Origin of the sequence: Pseudoalteromonas sp. XI10 (genome assembly GCF_001469895.1) — a bacterium.
Taxonomy (GTDB): domain Bacteria; phylum Pseudomonadota; class Gammaproteobacteria; order Enterobacterales; family Alteromonadaceae; genus Pseudoalteromonas.
The window spans coordinates 58531-75157 of the sequence record NZ_LOPY01000008.1; the positions used below are offsets into that span (position 1 = coordinate 58531).

A 16627-nucleotide genomic window follows, 5' to 3' on the forward strand; every position below is an offset into this window, starting at 1 on the left:
AACTACATAAAATTATAAGAGCCAATTATGAGCCCAATTGATGCGATTAATAACGCAAAGACACTCGTTGCTACAGAACCACATAAAGCTAAAGTTATGTTGTTAGAGGTACTCAATGAAAATCCAGAATATCACGATGGCTGGGCTTTACTTGCTAATATTCACAAACTACTGCAAGAGCATGAACAACAGCAAAGTGCACTCAAACAATATGAAATGATTTATTGGTTTAATAAACAATTAGACACGGCTAAACAACAATTAACCAACCAAAACCCTCTGCAAGCGCAGCAAACCATTCAGCAATTATTAAAATTAGTTCCAAATGAATATAGAGCACTCGAAACGCTGGCTGAGATCGCATTTAAAGTGGGTGATAGCAAAGCTTACTTTGCAATATCAAAACATAACCTTGAGAACAACTCGCAAAGACAAACTGTTAAAGAAAGCTACTGTAAAGCCCTACTCAATACCAAGCAATTTGATGAGTTAATCTCTTTTTACCACTCGTCGATATCTTCACCGACATTATACATTGAGAGCCTATTAGCGATCGCTCATGTAAAATTAATGCAATTTGATGAAGCTACAACCATCTATAACAAGTTACTTGATGCAAACTATTACGCAGCCCAATGCCACCTTCGCCTCGGCAACATTGAAAAAATAAAAGGTAATACTGGGCTTGCAATTGATCACTACAAGCGAGCACTGCAAATAGATAAAAAACTTGGTGAGGCTTACTGGAATTTAGCAAACTTAAAGACCTACATTTTTGACAGTAAGGATGTAGACTTTCTAAAACAGCTCACGCAAGCTGCTAAGCCAAACCTTAATAGTGCTCAATTCTATTTTGCGCTCGCAAAGGCATATGAACAACAAGGTAACTTCAGCTTATCATTTGCGATGTTAGAAAAAGCGAACAGTATTCAAAAGTCACTAACGCCCTACAAGCCTAGTAATTTCACTTCTCGTTGCACGCAACATTTAACTCAGAAGCCAATGGCTCATAATGCATTTGATGAGTCGTTACAGCTGATTTTTATCGTCAGTCTACCTCGCAGTGGCTCTACCTTAGTTGAGCAAATTTTAGCAAGCCACCCTGATGTTGATGCAAGTTATGAATTAACAGAAATTAACGCAATTGCGCGAGAGCTTGAGAGTAAAAAACTCTCAGATGTACCTTATGGCCTTGATAAACTTTCAGAACAAGATAAGGCTCATTATGCCGCAAGGTATTTAAATTTTATTGCTCCACTACGCGGAAAAAATAAGGTCTTTATCGACAAACAACCCGCAAATTTTCACCATATCGCATTAATAAAAACTCTATTTCCAAACGCTAAAATTCTCGAAGTAACAAGAGATAAAGCTGCAACAGCATGGAGTTTATACAAGCATTCTTTTTCTGAGGGCCACGCCTATAGCTACGATTTCAAATCGCTTGCACAATATATAAATGATTACGCAGATTTAATGTCGCACTGGCATGCTCTTTATCCAGATGAAATCTTCAACGTTGACTATCAAAGCCTTGTTAATGATTTTTCCAATACAGTTTCTGAGTTGCTTGATTATTGTAGTTTAGAAATGCATGAAAGCTGCATGAGCTTTTATACTCATCAGCGTCCGATAATGACACCAAGCTCAGAGCAAGTAAGACAACCGATTTACAAAGATGCTCTAACGCAATGGACAAATTATAAAGTTCATTTGGAGCCCCTACTCAAGCTAATAAAATAATAATCAAACAAGTCGCTTGTAGTTGCCCAGTTAAATCTCTAAAATTCATTACTGTAATTATATACATACTTTAGGTTTTCTGGGCATGCTTTCTGACTCTTTAAAAAAAACAATTCGGCAAATTCATAAGCATGTTGCTGATAACCTCACCGATTACCGCCCTAGAAGCAGTCAAAACTACTTAGTTGCCGAGATAGCAAAAACGCTGGCTGGCGAATATCACAAGAGCCAACGAATTTGTGTTATTGAAGCAGGCACCGGGACCGGAAAATCGTTAGCGTATTGTTTAGGGGCATTGCCCTTAGCGATGGCCAAGAAAAAGAAATTAGTGATTTCGACGGCAACCGTTGCCCTACAAGAGCAGTTAATTAGTAAGGAGCTGCCTTTTTTTAAAGAGCACTCTGGTCTAGACATCAAGTTTGATTTAGTGAAAGGTCGACAGCGCTATATCTGTGCACAAAAACTCAGTGCTGCTGTAAATGGCGACAGTCAAACGCAAATGGAGTTTATGCCGACCCTGTCATCGCCGCTATCTGATATGGAAACCAAATGCTTAAAGCAACTTTATGATGCTTATTCAAAAAAGCAATGGCAAGGTGACCGCGATAGCTGGGCTGATACCATCCCTGATAAAGTGTGGAATTTAATTGCCTGTGATAAGCATTCATGCCAACGACAAATGCGTGCTCACCAGCTATGCCCTTTTCATATGGCGCGTCAGCGTCTGATGCAAATGGATGTGCTAGTGATCAACCATTCTCTATTATTGGCTGATCTTGATTTGGGTGGCGGTAAAATTCTACCTGAGCCTGACGATACAATTTATGTGATTGATGAAGCACACCATTTAGCGCATATCACCCGCGATTTTTCTTCTGCTGCAGCAACCATTAAAGGCACCATAGACTGGCTCGACAAACTGGTAAAATTTGCAGGTAAAATGGCCAATGTGCTCGTAGGTCAAAAAGCAATTGGGCAAAATTTTAAGCTCAGTGACAGTATCAATGATGCCGGCAAAAACTTAAAAGTGGTGCGTGATATTCTTGATAACGCAGACTTTAACTATAACAGTGATGACACCTATCGTTTTGAGCACGGTGAAATCCCAGCATCTTTACATACCAAAGCAAAAGATATTAGCGATGCCACCCTTGATGCCCTAAGAGCACTCAACAAGATGCACGATACCCTAGTGCAAGACGTAAGTGATGGCGATATAAAACCTTATGTGGCCGATCCAATCTTGGCTGAAAGTGGTCAGTACATTAATCGTCTAGAGTTATTAAACAAGCTGTGGTTTAGTTACGCCACAAAAGGCGAAGGTATTCCCCATGCGCGATGGATCAAACGCTTAGAATATAAGAACCATCACGACCACTTACTCAGTGATTGCCCTATTGAAGTTGGCTATTACCTAAAAGATAAATTATGGAATCAATGTGCGGGTGCCGTACTTTGTTCAGCCACCTTAACTGCATTGGGTTCATTTGATCACTTTGCCTATGAATGCGGTCTTGCCAAAGAAGAAGGCGTAAAATACATAAAAGTCCCTTCTCCGTTTGATTACCCAAAACAAGCGACGCTACATATCCCTGCCAGCCATATTGAGCCGACCGATAAAGCGTTTAGCGACCACTTGGCTGAGCAATTACCTAAGTTCCTTGATGATAAAAAAGCAAATTTAGTGTTGTTTGCCTCTTACTGGCAGATGGATCATGTTGTTAAAGCGCTTCGTAGCAAAGGAATTGAGGTCTTAGTGCAAGGTGAAATGTCTCGTGAAGCTCTGCTTAAAAAGCATAAAGCTAATATAGATTTAGGCCGTGCTAGCTATTTATTTGGCACTCAAAGTTTATCTGAGGGTCTTGATTTACCAGGTAAGTACCTAGAAAACCTGGTAATTACAAAAATTCCATTTGCGGTGCCTACCTCACCAATAGAAGAAGCTCAGGCTGAGTTTGTGCAAAGTAAAGGTGGCAACCCGTTTCTTTCGATAACCGTACCTGATGCGGCAAAGAAATTAGTACAAAGCTGTGGTAGACTGCTGCGCAAAGAAAATGATCAGGGTCGCATTACTATCCTTGATCGCCGTTTAGTGACCAAGCGATATGGCAAAGCCATGCTCGATACCTTGCCACCTTTTAAAAGACAAATTGATTATTAATGTTTGAATTAGCTTTAGACCCAGCAACCTGGGCACTATTATGCGCAGTCGCACTGGCAGCGGGCTTTATTGATGCAATTGCAGGCGGTGGCGGGATGTTAACTGTGCCAGCGCTATTAACTGCAGGCTTACCGCCCCACCTCACCTTAGGCACAAATAAACTTGCAGCGAGTTTTGGCTCATTGACGGCCAGCGTGACCTATTTTCGTAAAAAGTTGTTCAACCCACGGTTTTGGGCTGCGTCCATTTTAGCAACAGCCATTGGGGCTCTCGTAGGCACTTTAGTGGTTGATTACTTAAGTATTGAGTTTTTAAATAAATTACTACCTGTGGTGATTATTTTAGTTGCTTGTTACAGCTTATTTGGCAGTTTGAGTACAACTGAGCATAACGAGTTACCAAAGCTTGATAGCAAAACTAAAATTAAACAATGGCTGCAAGGTCTTGGGCTTGGTTTTTTTGATGGTTTAGCAGGCCCAGGAACTGGCACATTTTGGACAGCCTCAAATAGCCTATTATATAAAATGAGCTTATTGCTTAACTGTGGCCTTGCCCGCTCAATGAACTTTGTTTCAAACTTTATTTCTTTGATCACATTCGTGGCGCTTGGCCATGTGAACTTTTTACTTGGTATCACAATGGGCTTTTTCTTGATGCTTGGAGCATGGTTAGGAGCACATTCAGCAATAAAGTTTGGTAGTAAAATGATCCGCCCAGTGTTTAACACTGTGGTTATAGTGTTAGCATTAAAGTTAATCTATGAGGCTTATTTATAAATGCAATCGACTGCTTTAGATAAACTACGTTCACAAATTGAAAGGCTCAAACAATTAGCCACACAATTTGATAAGGGTAATTTATTTGCTAAAAATCGCTATATGCAAGCCCAACCAAGTTTGTTTGATAAAGCCGTGTTTAGCACAAAAAGTATGAAGCTTGCTGACTACGTAAGCGAAATCGAAGATGAGCTAAACAGCTTGCCGCCTGCTGAGCATCGCCATGCTTACCAATATGCACTTGAGCGCATTACCCTTCAGGTAGAGGCGGTATTTAATGTGATCAAATCAACCCCGGTATGGGCTAAAGAAAATAAGTACAGTTTTAAGCCAAAAGCTAAACCACAGGTTTATAAACAAGCAGTTAAAAAAATCATGCAGTCATCCCATGAACTGTATGACGAACTAAAGCAAAACCATGAGTTTGAACGCCGCTTAGTATTGATGATCGAAGAGCGAAAACTAAAACTAGAAGCTGCAAATACACAACAAGCAGCCGAAATTAACAAAGAAATACTCGCATTACACGCAAGACTTGGCCGTTGTCGTAAGGCAATTTCTGCCACTGAAGACAAAATTCAACAGGTCGAGAAACAGCAGCTGAGATAATGTTTTACTACCATCCAAGTTATTCAGCGTTAGCTTTACCTGAGCGTCACCGCTTTCCCATTGATAAATATCGCTTGTTAAAACAGCTTGTCAGCAACTTTATTGATGAACAGTATTTCATTACCCCACAACAAGCCACTAAAGCTCAGCTTACTCTGTGCCATAACCCCGTGTATGTCGACGCATTTTTAGCTGGTAGTCTTGATAGCAAAGCCATTAAAAAAATGGGCTTTCCTTGGTCCACTGAATTGGTTGAGCGAACACTTTACTCTGTTGGGGCGAGTATTCAAGGCGCTGAGTTTGCCTTACAACAGGGTGCTGCTTTTAACCTAAGTGGTGGTTATCATCATGCTTTTACAGGCTATGGTAGTGGCTTTTGTATTTTTAATGACTTAGCGATAGCTGCTGCACACTTGATTGATACTGAGCAGGCCGACACCGTATTAATCTTTGACTGTGACGTTCACCAAGGCGACGGCACAGCTGAAGTTACGCAAGTACATCCTCAAATAATTAGCTGCTCAATTCATTGTCAGCAAAACTTCCCGCGTATTAAGCAGCAATCAAACTACGATTTTGCACTTGAGCATGGCACTACAGATGCTGAATACCTAGAGACCGTCAAACAAGCTTTAGCCCTAACAACTAGACTCCACCAGCCAGATATCATTTTGTATAACGCCGGCGCAGACATCGCAACAGATGACGAGTTAGGGCACTTTCAAGTTAGTTTAGAGGGAGTGTATCAACGTGACTATTTTGTATTAAATCAAGCTAAGAAAGCTAAAATCCCAGTGTTTGCAGCTATGGGCGGTGGCTATCAACGAAATGTAAGCCGTTTGGTTGATGTTCATGGTCAGCTTTTTAGGGCTGCTGTCGATTTATTTTAAAGCTTGGTATACACTTAAAGTGACTTTTTAATTAGGTTCAATCTGTATGAAATTGCATGACGACATTCACAACTACTATGAAAAATTAGTTGTCGAAGACATCACTAAGCGCAACTTAGAATCAACCTATAGTGATGATGTTATGGCAGATTTATGCTGCACTGTATTAAATCAACTGCCAGCCCGCTACATTCGCTATGATGTTGATATGGAATTTTATTTGCCGCAAACAGAGCGCATTAAAATGGAGCAACAAGTACAAACTGCTATCGATGTGGCCATCAGCCAAGTTGCTAAGAAAAAGGAACTACAAGCATGAGCAGTGAGTTAGAAAGCGCGCCTAACTATATAAAAATTGCTGTTGATCTCATTATGCTCTTAGAGCAAAACGACGTTCCCGCCGAAGATGTATTAGCTGCTTTAGAAATCGTAAAGTCTGACTTCGAAAAGAAACTCCCACAATCAACTGATTAATAGTCCGAAAATGGCGAGTATTGGGGCATAAATTTGGTATGCTCAGGTTTTATAATTTAAGAATGTAAAACCATGTCATTGCCAAGTTTATTACGCTTATTCATCCTTGCTGCTATTTGGGGCGCTTCCTTCTTATTTATGCGCATGGCAGCGAATAGCTTAGGCCCTGCGGTATTAATTGAGTTAAGAGTTGGCTTTGCAGCAATAACACTGTTTATTTTTGCGTTGTACTTACGCAAGAAACTTGCGTTCGCGACCCACAAAAAGCATTTTTTCATTATTGGCGCGCTTAATTCTGCCATTCCTTTCTTATTGTTTGCCTATGCAGCACAAACAATCAATGCCTCAACTTTATCCATATTAAATTCAACAACGCCAATTTGGGGTGCCCTTGTTGGTATTATTTGGAGTAAAACTAAACCCACTAAAAGTATGCTGCTTGGCTTGCTATTAGGCTTAACAGGCGTAGCAATTTTAGTGGGGCAAAATAGCCTCACTATCGACAGCCAAGCCATCACAGCAATTGTTGCAGCATTGTGTGCTTCACTCAGCTACGCCATCGCATCTCATTACACTAAACATGCACCTAAGTTATCTGCTTTTGATAATGCCCATGGCAGTATGTGGGCGGCGAGTATCATGGTGCTGCCGCTTATTTTTGTTATTCCTGCTAGAGAAATGCCAACTAACGAAGTTATGCTTGGTGTGGTGGCACTCGGAGTACTGTGCACTGCTGTAGCATATATCTTGTTCTTTCGCTTGATTGATGACATTGGCCCAACCTCTGCGTTGACTGTTACTTTTTTGATTCCACTTTTTGGCATAGTGTGGGGAAATTTAATTTTAGATGAGCAAATTGGTCCCAATACCTTGGTTGGCGCACTGTGTGTTATCGCAGGTACCATGCTCGTTACAGGCTTTATTCGCATCAAGCCGTTTCTAAAACGAAACACCTTGTAACAGAATGCAAATTGCATTTTTAAATACAATCTATACTCTATTAGGTACTAAAAAAGGAAGGAGAAGTGTATGTCAGGTACTACCATGGTGGTGTTAATCGTGCTGATATCAGTCGGCTCTGGGGTAATTTATGATATGTATAAAAAACACCTTGAGTTTAAATCACGAACTTTAAAAAATTCAAAAGAAGCAAACGAACATGTAGCCGAAGTAACAAAAGAGTTGCAAGAGCTAAGAGAGCGTGTACAAACCCTCGAAGCCATTGTCACTGACTCTAGCTACAACGTAAAACAAGAGATTAATAAACTTTAATTAAGTTAACTCTAATTAAGACAATAATGCCCTGTATTGTTCAAGCACTGGCTGATAATAATCGGCGTCTTGATTTAACATGCGTTGGTAATGAGCACATAACTGCTTTAAATACGTTTGGTGCTCTTTACTTGTTAGCTGCCACATTGAGTGCCCTACTCGAGTGATCTGTTGCGAGGATGACGCACTCATGGCTATAACTTCATAAAATCGTTTGTTTTCACACACTAACTGCTCAGAGACGAGCCCCAATGGCAATGTTTGTAAATAGCTACGAACTTGATAACTGTGATGCACTGGGCAAATAATAAAGTCGATATGCGTATTTGGCTGTTGGCTTACAATCTTCGCTAAGAACCGCACTAACAACTCACCACCCACTCCAGCAATAATAACAAGATGACGTTTTTTAGGGTCTGGTGAAATCATTGCTACATCTTGGCAATGTACCTGCCAACGGCCGCGTTGCTCTCTTGAAGCAAAACGTTCGAGTTTATCACTTAGTGCCTGCATTAACTCAGGCACAATATCAACAAAATGTATAAGCGGTGCTTTATCTTGCAGTAGCAGCTCAATGCCTAACAAACCGTGATCACAGCAACAATCCCAGATTTCGTCATAACCTGGATCTACCACATCAATGATGGCTGATAGTCGTTTACTCAGTGCCATTAGTTTACTGTTTTATAAACTAACGCTTTTAAGCTGCGATCACTGTCTACTTCAATAAAACCATCGGTAGGAGCTAATCTCCCAACAAAACTAATTGCTCCTTGTGTATGATCGCTAATGAGATCTTTAAACGCCTGCTCTGAAAGCTCTGGGCTATTGGCACACAGTAATAATTGGGTGTTTTCATTTAACAGCTCAGGTAAACGACGCAAGATTTTTTGATAATCCTTGGTCAATATAAAGCTGCCCTTTTGAAAGCTCGGTGGATCAACAATGATTAATTCATACGGCGCTGATTTTTTAAGCTTACCGAATGACTTTAAAATGTCGTGCGGAAAATAACTAACACCTTGAGAAAAACCATTTAACTGATGGTTTTGTTTACCTGTTCGCAGCACCCCTTTATTCATATCCATATTAATAACTTGGTCAGCACCGCCTTGCATTGCTGCAACAGAGAAGCCACACGTGTATGAAAATAGGTTGAGCACTTTTGCATTTTTACTATTGGCTTGAACAAACTCGCGGCCACGGCGCATATCAGGGAAAATCCCAGTATTTTGGCGACTCAATAAATCGACTTTAAACTTAATACCATTTTCACTGACGTGGTGCTCTTGGGGTAATTCACCAAACATCAGGGCGTTACGAGTGTTAATGCCGCTACGTTGTTGGTAAACCAATGCACTTACAAGCTCTGGCGCATTCTGTTGCGCCCATTGCCACAGGGTATCAGTTAATTGTGCAAGCACTTGTTCATCTATTTCTTTATATGAAACTAAAAAGAGTGCTGGCGGATAAAAGTCTAAGTTTATGTGGCTCAGCTCAGCGACTGAGTGACCACGGCCATGGAATACACGACATAATTCATTAGCAGCAAGTGGAGCCTCTGCTAAAGCATTTAAAATGGCAGAAAAATCGTTTGTCATCATCTTTAGTTAATTAACTGTTGTTGTAATTCGTGAATTTCATCACGCACAGACGCCGCTTTTTCAAACTCAAGATCGCTAGCATAAGCATGCATTTTCGCTTCAAGGGTTTTGATTTGGCTAGCAATATCTTTCGCGCTGAGCACTTGTTTAGACTCTTTACGCACCAACTTAAGGTTATCTTTCGGACTTGCTTCTTCACCCACATCCATAATATCGGTGATACTTTTAACCAGTGCTTGCGGCTCTATACCATGCTCAAGGTTATAAGCTTGTTGTTTTTCACGGCGACGGTCTGTTTCATCAATGGCTTGTCGCATCGAGTTAGTTATGCGGTCGCCATAAAGAATCGCTTTACCATTTAAGTGACGCGCAGCACGACCAATGGTTTGAATAAGTGAGCGAGTCGAACGTAAGAAGCCTTCTTTATCAGCATCAAGTATCGCAACAAGTGAAACCTCTGGCATGTCGAGACCTTCTCGCAATAAGTTAATGCCCACTAACACATCAAACACACCGGCACGTAAATCGCGGATAATTTCGACTCGTTCAACGGTGTCGATGTCTGAGTGCAAGTAGCGAACTTTTACATCATGGTCGTTGAGATAGTCGGTTAAATCTTCTGCCATGCGCTTAGTTAAAGTAGTGACAAGTACTCGCTCGTTCACTTCAACTCGTTTATAGATTTCTGAGAGTAAGTCATCAACCTGGGTGCCCACAGGGCGCACTTCAATTTCAGGGTCTATAAGCCCGGTTGGACGAATGACCTGCTCAGCAACCTCCCCTGATGAGCGCTCAAGCTCAAAGTCACCAGGTGTTGCCGACACATAAATAGTTTGCGGCGCAATGGCTTCAAATTCTTCAAAGCGTAATGGGCGGTTATCTAATGCCGATGGCAAGCGAAAGCCATACTCAACAAGATTTTCCTTACGGCTTCTATCGCCTTTATACATAGCACCAATTTGCGACACAGTAACGTGTGATTCATCAATAATCATCAATGCATCATCAGGTAGGTAATCTAATAATGTCGGCGGTGGATCGCCTGGTGTTCTACCTGATAAGTAACGCGAGTAGTTTTCAATGCCTGAGCAATAACCAAGCTCGGTCATCATTTCAATATCGTACTGGGTGCGCTGAGCAATACGCTGCTCTTCCACAAGTTTGTTGGCACTAAGTAACTGAGCTCGGCGGTCTTTAAGCTCACCTTTAATTTTATCAATGGCATCAAGAATTTTTTCACGGGGAGTTACATAGTGCGTTTTCGGATAAATAGTTGCGCGCACAATATGCTTTTCAACAGCCCCTGTAAGCGGATCAAAAATACTCAAACGTTCAATTTCATCGTCAAACATTTCCACACGAACAGCGTAAGTGTCCGATTCTGCAGGAAATATATCGACCACTTCACCACGAACGCGATAAGTACCACGGCTAAATTCAATATCGTTGCGTGTATATTGCAGCTCAGCAAGACGGCGCAGCATATCGCGCTGATCGACGGTTTCACCCACTTTTAGCAAGAGCATCATCTTCATGTATGAGTCAGGATCGCCCAAACCATAAATGGCAGACACCGAAGCTACAATAATGGTATCGCGTCGCTCAAGCAGCGCTTTGGTGGCGCTTAAACGCATTTGTTCAATATGTTCATTGATAGACGCATCTTTTTCAATAAAGGTATCGCTAGCAACAACGTAGGCTTCTGGCTGGTAATAATCGTAATAAGATACAAAATACTCAACCGCATTATGAGGAAAAAACTCTTTCATTTCGCCATAAAGCTGTGCAGCGAGCGTTTTGTTGTGTGCCATGATGATAGTTGGACGATTCAAATCATTAATAATATTGGCCATGGTGAAGGTTTTACCCGTTCCCGTAGCCCCTAATAATGTTTGATGCGCCAGCCCAGCCTCTAGGCCATCTTTTAATTGTGCTATTGCCGTTGGTTGGTCACCACTTGGCTGAAATTTAGAAACTAGTTGGAAATGGTCGCTCATGAATGACACTCCTTCATATATGACTCACTTAACCCATCAACTTCTTTGATAAACCATTTATAGGCAACCATTGCAGTGAATAAGTTACCAATCGCCGCACCAATAAATAAACCGGTTAAGCCTGCAATTTCGCTGCCTATATAAGCAAAAGGTACATAAAAAACAAACAGGCGTACCACACTTAAAATCAGTGCATTCATTGGTTTATGCAGGGCATTAAATGAAGAGTTAGATAAAATAATCACCCCTTGCAAGCCATAACTCAATGGCAAGATATAAATGAATAACTTAATTACATCCATTACTGCTTGCTCTTTACCAAATACATCAGCGATAAAGCCAGAGGTTAACAGCAGTAAAATATAAATAGCGAACTGCCAAATCATCACGAATTTCAAGGTTTTTGTGTAGGCTTCTTTAACACGCTCAAACTTACCTGCCCCAAAGTTTTGACTCACAAATGGCGGTAAGGTCATCGACAAAGCAAGCACCACAAGGCTTGCGATAGATTCAATGCGACTGCCTACACCAAACGCCGCAACCGCTTCAGGACCATGTTTAGCCACTAATGCTGTCATGACCGCCATGGCAATAGGTGTCAGCATATTTGCGCCAGCCGCAGGTAAACCAATTTTAAGAATTTTACGAATCGAGCTAAGCGGCGTTTGTACACCTGCATGCAAACTCAATAGTCCATTTTTTACCGCAAGAATGTATAAAATGATAACGACAGCAACTGACCATGCAATAACACTAGCAATAGCTGCGCCTTGAATACCTAATGCCGGAACAGGTCCAAAACCAAAAATAAGTATAGGGTCTAAAATAGCATTAATCAGCCCTGCTCCCCCCATAACAATACTTGGCGTTTTAGTATCGCCACTGGCTCTAAGTACAGAGTTGCCAACCATAGGGGTAATTAGAAATACGCTGCCTAAGAACCACACACTCATATACTCATGAATAAGCGGTAAGACTAATTCGCCAGCACCCAATAACTTAAAAATCGGATCTATTAATAAATAACCTACTACAGATAAGCTAAACACCATCACCACCGATACCAACAACGACATGCTGGCATCAAAACGTGCTTCATCTAACTTATCACTACCAAGTGCTTTAGCTATCACCGCAGAGGTACCTATCCCTAAACCAATTGCAAGGCTAATAACAGTAAAAGTAACAGGAAAGGTAAAACTGACAGCGGCGAGAGGCTCTGTACCTAACAAACTAATGAAGAAGGTATCAACCAAATTAAACATCATTAGGGTGATCATGCCAAAGATCATTGGGATGGTCATTTTTTTCAAGGTTGGGAGAATGGGTGAGTTTAAAAGATCAGGTTTAGTTTTGCTCTGCGGTTTCACGCTCATGGGAATACTTTGCCTCTTTTTCTGAACCTGTAAGTTTAAAGCATCCTTCTCTTGCAAGCTATGCTTTATTAACAGAATCAAAATTCATACACAAAACTATTACTTTTGACGCTTTGACATAAAAATAACCACTAACCCTCATAAAAAACAATATAAAAACAAGTTTAATAGCTTTGTTACATTTAAAAGGCAGTATTCGCTGTTTTTTTACACAATAAATAGCACCATTTCATCGTCACGAATAAATTTACTCATCAATTCAGCAAGGCTTCAGATAAAAACACTAACACATTGATTTAAAATGAATTAAAAAAAGTTAATTAAATACTTGAAATTGCTGTAGCCCTCGAAAATCCTAGCACTATAGCTGTTCTTAAAGTTTAATAAACAGAGTTATCCACAGAAACCGTGGATAACTCTCTAGAAGCCGCAAATATAAAGGCTTTTAAGGCTAGCCTGAAACGCACAATACTATAAATAGCAAAGCATCTTGTTTTAACCGTTTTATAAGTTTAGTGAAAAGAAGGCGCAAAAAATGTTCTACAGCAACGTGAACTTAAGTATGACAATTAAAATACAAAGAAAGATTACAAGCTAAACATCTGATAAAAAGAACTAAAATTACCTTGTGTATAATTGAAGCCAACTAATTTTAGAATTTTCTTTCAAAAATCGGGGAAGCCTAGCTTTACCTCATTAAGGAAATACACGAAAAAATATCAGGAGTGGGAACTGCCTCGAAAAGAATTAGATCTATTTTTTGCCATCCGAAAAAAACATTACATAAATAGTTATTTCCTCGATTTGGTAAAGAATGACTTAGCAAAGAAACCTTTTTTATATTTTTAAAAAATGACTCAGCTCAAAAAGCATGCAAAAAAGTGATGCATTCGACATAGATCCCCCGCTGCTAAGCAAAAAATGTTGAGCTTTTCAGCTACATTTTGCTCAGATCGAACATAAAAACATCGAATAAGCTTCTTTTTTGAATTTATGAAGTTTTTATGTTGACACTTTGCAATGCTGTCATTAATATTTCGCCCCGTTGAAAGGCATGACGCTTCCCCCTTAGCTCAGTTGGTTAGAGCGACGGACTGTTAATCCGCAGGTCCCCCGTTCGAGTCGGGGAGGGGGAGCCAAGTTTTTCAATCATAAACGATTCCCCCTTAGCTCAGTTGGTTAGAGCGACGGACTGTTAATCCGCAGGTCCCCCGTTCGAGTCGGGGAGGGGGAGCCAAGTTTATGAATATGATTGTTCCCCCTTAGCTCAGTTGGTTAGAGCGACGGACTGTTAATCCGCAGGTCCCCCGTTCGAGTCGGGGAGGGGGAGCCAAATCATAGCACCACACTACTCTATTTAGTTCCCCCTTAGCTCAGTTGGTTAGAGCGACGGACTGTTAATCCGCAGGTCCCCCGTTCGAGTCGGGGAGGGGGAGCCAACTCCACGAATCTATTAAAATTTTATCTACTACTATTCGTCGATTGTATTAGACTTTAAAGCACTTATAATCTAACCTAATTTAAGTTTATTCTATATTATGCTTTAGAATACAACGACTATACTTAAAGCAATCAATCAAGGAATTGATTCCTTCCTTTAGGCTTTTAAAAGATAAGAACATGGCTGGCTTTAAAAAACTTATTTTCATACAACTTATATCTTGGTTGCTGTTTGCATTATTAGGTGGGTACTTTATTGCGCTTAGCTTTGATAGCGCAGTCAGTGATGCACAGCAAAAAGCACAGCGTGTAGTAAACGCATATATAAATACACAAACCATTGAGCAACTTGCACCAGAGAAAATACAAAAAGCATTTGCCGATGGCAGTACTTTTTCTAAACTTGTGATCCGTGATCAATCAGGTCAAGTGGTAAGCATGGTAGAATCTAGCCAACCCCTCCCCTTGTTTGCTGAAATAGTTAATAACAGTTTTAATTCTATTCGCCCTCAGTTCGCCGTTAATCAAACATCTGACATTAAAGTAGAGTTTACGATTAATGCACACAATCTAGCTAGCCTATTACAACAGTCTTTATTTATTGTCGTTTTAATTTCAGGCCTTATTGCCCTACTTCCTATTATTTATATGAAGAGCATGTTCCGCCGCCTAAATCGCAAAATTAGTACGACCATTTCAGATATTGTTGATATTTATATCAACCAAAATCAGGTTAACGGTGACCTTGAGCAAGCGATGGATACCACCCGCTTAAAGAAGCTAAGCAAAGATTTAATTCCATCGTTCAATCGCCTATCGCATTTCTTACAGACCAAGCATGATGACATTCAAAATAATGCGCTAAATATTAAAAAAGAAGCGTATAAAGATGTAGTTACAAACCTTGGCAATCGAAATATGTTTGTTGAGTACTACGAAAAGAATATTGAAAACGCAGAAAAGAGCACCTTTGGTTCGCTTGCCATGGTTCGTTGTAGCGAATTGCAAACCATCAACCAAACCCGTGGTTACCAAAAAGGTGATGAATACGTAAAAGGTGTGGCCGATATTATTAAACATATTAGCGGCACCTATACAGGCAGTCAGGTTTTTCGTTTAAACAGCTCTGACTTTGCAGTAGTATTGCCTAATACCCCTCTTAAAGAAGCTGAACGCTTTGGCGATAACTTACAATCGCGATTTACTCAGTATCAGCAAAACCAAGAATTAAGTTCAGTTGCTAACACAGGTATTGTTGGCTACGAAAAAGGTAAGCCGCTTGGTGAGTTATTATCGATTGTTGATAATGCTATGAGTATGGCGCAATCAAAACAAGCGAATGCATGGCATGTGCAGCGCGAAACAGACTTAGTTAATAACGCCAGCGCAGGTTTTGGTAACCAAAACTGGCGTAAAGTTATTAGCGAAGTGATTGAGTCGAAACGTGTTCACTTGGTTATGCAGAACATTATGCCAATAGGTAAAAGTGTTAAAGCCTATGCCGAGATTCAAGTTCGTTTTAAAACCGCAGAAAATCAAATGCTGCCAACAGCCTCTTTCCTTGCTATGGCAGAGAAGCTAGAAATGGCAATGGAAATTGACCGCTTAATTATCGATACCACTTTAGAAAAAGTTAAAACGCGTAATTTCTCTGAAAAATTCTTTGGTATTAATGTTACGGCATCAAGCGCTCACAATGATCAGTTTGTGATCTGGCTTGAACGCCGCTTACTGAAAGACAGTAACATTGCATCAAAACTTATTTTTGAAGTCAGTGAGTTTGGATTACAACAAAACATTAAAGCAAGTAAACGCTTTATCGATATGGTACATCGCGTGGGCGCACGCATTACTGTAGAACGTTTTGGTGTGGGGTTAACCTCATTTAAATTCTTTAGAGACTTAAAACCTGACTTTATCAAAATGGATGCAAGCTATACTCGCGGCCTCGAAGAAGATAAAAACAATCAATACTTTATGCGCTTAATGGTAGATCTTGCTCACCGTATTGGTGTGAGTGTATTTGCTGAAGGCGTAGAAAGCCAAGAAGAAAAACATATCATCGAAACACTGTGCTTAGATGGTGTGCAAGGCTATTACATCGAAAAGCCAAAAGATATCTAACCTCTCTTTAAGGCCCAAAAAACCTTACTATTTTTGGGCCTATTCCATCTATTAACTTTGCTTTAACACTTTAATCGTAAACAGCTTTGTTAATTTTAGCTATTCGTCCCTCATGTGTTGTGTCGGCCCCCATAAAAAAGGATAATAGAGCCGTTTTTATT

14 protein-coding genes and 4 tRNA genes are annotated in these 16627 nt (G+C 40.4%); 14 read left to right on the forward strand and 4 right to left on the reverse strand.

Annotation, left to right across the window (positions count from 1 at the left end; all coding sequences use genetic code 11):
- The first annotated feature begins 27 nt into the window (after nt 1-27).
- The 9 genes from AUR67_RS00900 to AUR67_RS00935 all read left to right on the forward strand — a co-directional run bounded on the left by AUR67_RS00900 (nt 28) and on the right by AUR67_RS00935 (nt 7925).
- Entirely contained in the window at nt 28-1743 is a 1716-nt protein-coding gene (locus AUR67_RS00900; RefSeq protein ID WP_058583754.1) for a tetratricopeptide repeat-containing sulfotransferase family protein, read from the forward strand.
- An 85-nt stretch (nt 1744-1828) separates the two neighbouring features.
- Nucleotides 1829-3904, forward strand: a complete 2076-nt coding sequence (gene dinG / locus AUR67_RS00905) for an ATP-dependent DNA helicase DinG (RefSeq protein WP_058583755.1) — start codon at nt 1829-1831, stop codon at nt 3902-3904.
- Nucleotides 3904-4680: a TSUP family transporter gene (locus AUR67_RS00910; protein WP_055021493.1), complete on the forward strand. Its 777-nt coding sequence runs from the start codon at nt 3904-3906 to the stop codon at nt 4678-4680. Before dinG ends, AUR67_RS00910 begins: the two co-directional genes overlap by 1 nt.
- The gene (locus tag AUR67_RS00915) at nt 4681-5289 is read left to right on the forward strand and encodes a primosomal replication protein (RefSeq protein WP_058583756.1); all 609 of its coding nucleotides are present in this window, start codon (nt 4681-4683) and stop codon (nt 5287-5289) included.
- Complete coding sequence (locus AUR67_RS00920; protein WP_201024567.1) at nt 5286-6179, forward strand: histone deacetylase; 894 nt, start codon at nt 5286-5288, stop codon at nt 6177-6179. The genes AUR67_RS00915 and AUR67_RS00920 overlap by 4 nt, the downstream gene beginning before the upstream one ends.
- Before the next feature lie 46 nt (nt 6180-6225).
- The gene (locus AUR67_RS00925) at nt 6226-6498 is read left to right on the forward strand and encodes a late competence development ComFB family protein (RefSeq protein ID WP_058583758.1); all 273 of its coding nucleotides are present in this window, start codon (nt 6226-6228) and stop codon (nt 6496-6498) included.
- Complete coding sequence (locus AUR67_RS20840) at nt 6495-6653, forward strand: YbaM family protein (protein WP_082401733.1); 159 nt, start codon at nt 6495-6497, stop codon at nt 6651-6653. The genes AUR67_RS00925 and AUR67_RS20840 overlap by 4 nt, the downstream gene beginning before the upstream one ends.
- Before the next feature lie 72 nt (nt 6654-6725).
- Nucleotides 6726-7613: a DMT family transporter gene (locus tag AUR67_RS00930; RefSeq protein ID WP_058583759.1), complete on the forward strand. Its 888-nt coding sequence runs from the start codon at nt 6726-6728 to the stop codon at nt 7611-7613.
- Between the two features lie 69 nt (nt 7614-7682).
- Complete coding sequence (locus tag AUR67_RS00935) at nt 7683-7925, forward strand: hypothetical protein (protein ID WP_058583760.1); 243 nt, start codon at nt 7683-7685, stop codon at nt 7923-7925.
- A gap of 15 nt (nt 7926-7940) precedes the next feature.
- On the opposite strand, the gene AUR67_RS00940 is transcribed toward AUR67_RS00935, so the two are convergent.
- The 4 genes from AUR67_RS00940 to AUR67_RS00955 are packed head-to-tail and all read right to left on the reverse strand — an operon-like array spanning nt 7941 to nt 12902.
- Nucleotides 7941-8597: a tRNA (adenine(22)-N(1))-methyltransferase gene (locus AUR67_RS00940; RefSeq protein ID WP_058583761.1), complete on the reverse strand. Its 657-nt coding sequence runs from the start codon at nt 8595-8597 to the stop codon at nt 7941-7943.
- Nucleotides 8597-9526, reverse strand: a complete 930-nt coding sequence (locus AUR67_RS00945) for a class I SAM-dependent methyltransferase (RefSeq protein WP_058583762.1) — start codon at nt 9524-9526, stop codon at nt 8597-8599. Before AUR67_RS00945 ends, AUR67_RS00940 begins: the two co-directional genes overlap by 1 nt.
- A 5-nt stretch (nt 9527-9531) precedes the next feature.
- Nucleotides 9532-11526, reverse strand: a complete 1995-nt coding sequence (uvrB, locus tag AUR67_RS00950; protein WP_054563646.1) for an excinuclease ABC subunit UvrB — start codon at nt 11524-11526, stop codon at nt 9532-9534.
- A complete protein-coding gene (locus AUR67_RS00955; RefSeq protein ID WP_058583763.1) occupies nt 11523-12902 on the reverse strand; it encodes an MATE family efflux transporter in 1380 nt (459 codons plus the stop codon). The genes uvrB and AUR67_RS00955 overlap by 4 nt, the downstream gene beginning before the upstream one ends.
- Nucleotides 12903-13964: 1062 nt before the next feature.
- On the opposite strand from AUR67_RS00955, the gene AUR67_RS00960 reads away from it, so the two are divergent.
- The 5 genes from AUR67_RS00960 to AUR67_RS00980 all read left to right on the forward strand — a co-directional run bounded on the left by AUR67_RS00960 (nt 13965) and on the right by AUR67_RS00980 (nt 16466).
- A tRNA-Asn gene (locus AUR67_RS00960) sits at nt 13965-14041 on the forward strand.
- Between the two features lie 21 nt (nt 14042-14062).
- Nucleotides 14063-14139: transfer RNA gene (locus tag AUR67_RS00965), tRNA-Asn, on the forward strand.
- 19 nt (nt 14140-14158) lie between these two features.
- Nucleotides 14159-14235: transfer RNA gene (locus tag AUR67_RS00970), tRNA-Asn, on the forward strand.
- A gap of 29 nt (nt 14236-14264) precedes the next feature.
- A tRNA-Asn gene (locus AUR67_RS00975) sits at nt 14265-14341 on the forward strand.
- Between the two features lie 181 nt (nt 14342-14522).
- The gene (locus AUR67_RS00980; protein ID WP_058583764.1) at nt 14523-16466 is read left to right on the forward strand and encodes an EAL domain-containing protein; all 1944 of its coding nucleotides are present in this window, start codon (nt 14523-14525) and stop codon (nt 16464-16466) included.
- The last annotated feature ends 161 nt before the right edge of the window (nt 16467-16627 follow it).

Bases quoted from the DNA above. Each gene is read 5' to 3' on its own strand.
- AUR67_RS00900 (WP_058583754.1), top strand. From the start codon at position 28: ATGAGCCCAATTGATGCGATTAATAACGCAAAGACACTCGTTGCTACA.
- dinG (WP_058583755.1), top strand. From the start codon at position 1,829: ATGCTTTCTGACTCTTTAAAAAAAACAATTCGGCAAATTCATAAGCAT.
- AUR67_RS00910 (WP_055021493.1), top strand. From the start codon at position 3,904: ATGTTTGAATTAGCTTTAGACCCAGCAACCTGGGCACTATTATGCGCA.
- AUR67_RS00915 (WP_058583756.1), top strand. From the start codon at position 4,681: ATGCAATCGACTGCTTTAGATAAACTACGTTCACAAATTGAAAGGCTC.
- AUR67_RS00925 (WP_058583758.1), top strand. From the start codon at position 6,226: ATGAAATTGCATGACGACATTCACAACTACTATGAAAAATTAGTTGTC.
- AUR67_RS20840 (WP_082401733.1), top strand. From the start codon at position 6,495: ATGAGCAGTGAGTTAGAAAGCGCGCCTAACTATATAAAAATTGCTGTT.
- AUR67_RS00930 (WP_058583759.1), top strand. From the start codon at position 6,726: ATGTCATTGCCAAGTTTATTACGCTTATTCATCCTTGCTGCTATTTGG.
- AUR67_RS00935 (WP_058583760.1), top strand. From the start codon at position 7,683: ATGTCAGGTACTACCATGGTGGTGTTAATCGTGCTGATATCAGTCGGC.
- AUR67_RS00940 (WP_058583761.1), bottom strand. From the start codon at position 8,597: ATGGCACTGAGTAAACGACTATCAGCCATCATTGATGTGGTAGATCCA.
- AUR67_RS00945 (WP_058583762.1), bottom strand. From the start codon at position 9,526: ATGACAAACGATTTTTCTGCCATTTTAAATGCTTTAGCAGAGGCTCCA.
- uvrB (WP_054563646.1), bottom strand. From the start codon at position 11,526: ATGAGCGACCATTTCCAACTAGTTTCTAAATTTCAGCCAAGTGGTGAC.
- AUR67_RS00955 (WP_058583763.1), bottom strand. From the start codon at position 12,902: ATGAGCGTGAAACCGCAGAGCAAAACTAAACCTGATCTTTTAAACTCA.
- AUR67_RS00980 (WP_058583764.1), top strand. From the start codon at position 14,523: ATGGCTGGCTTTAAAAAACTTATTTTCATACAACTTATATCTTGGTTG.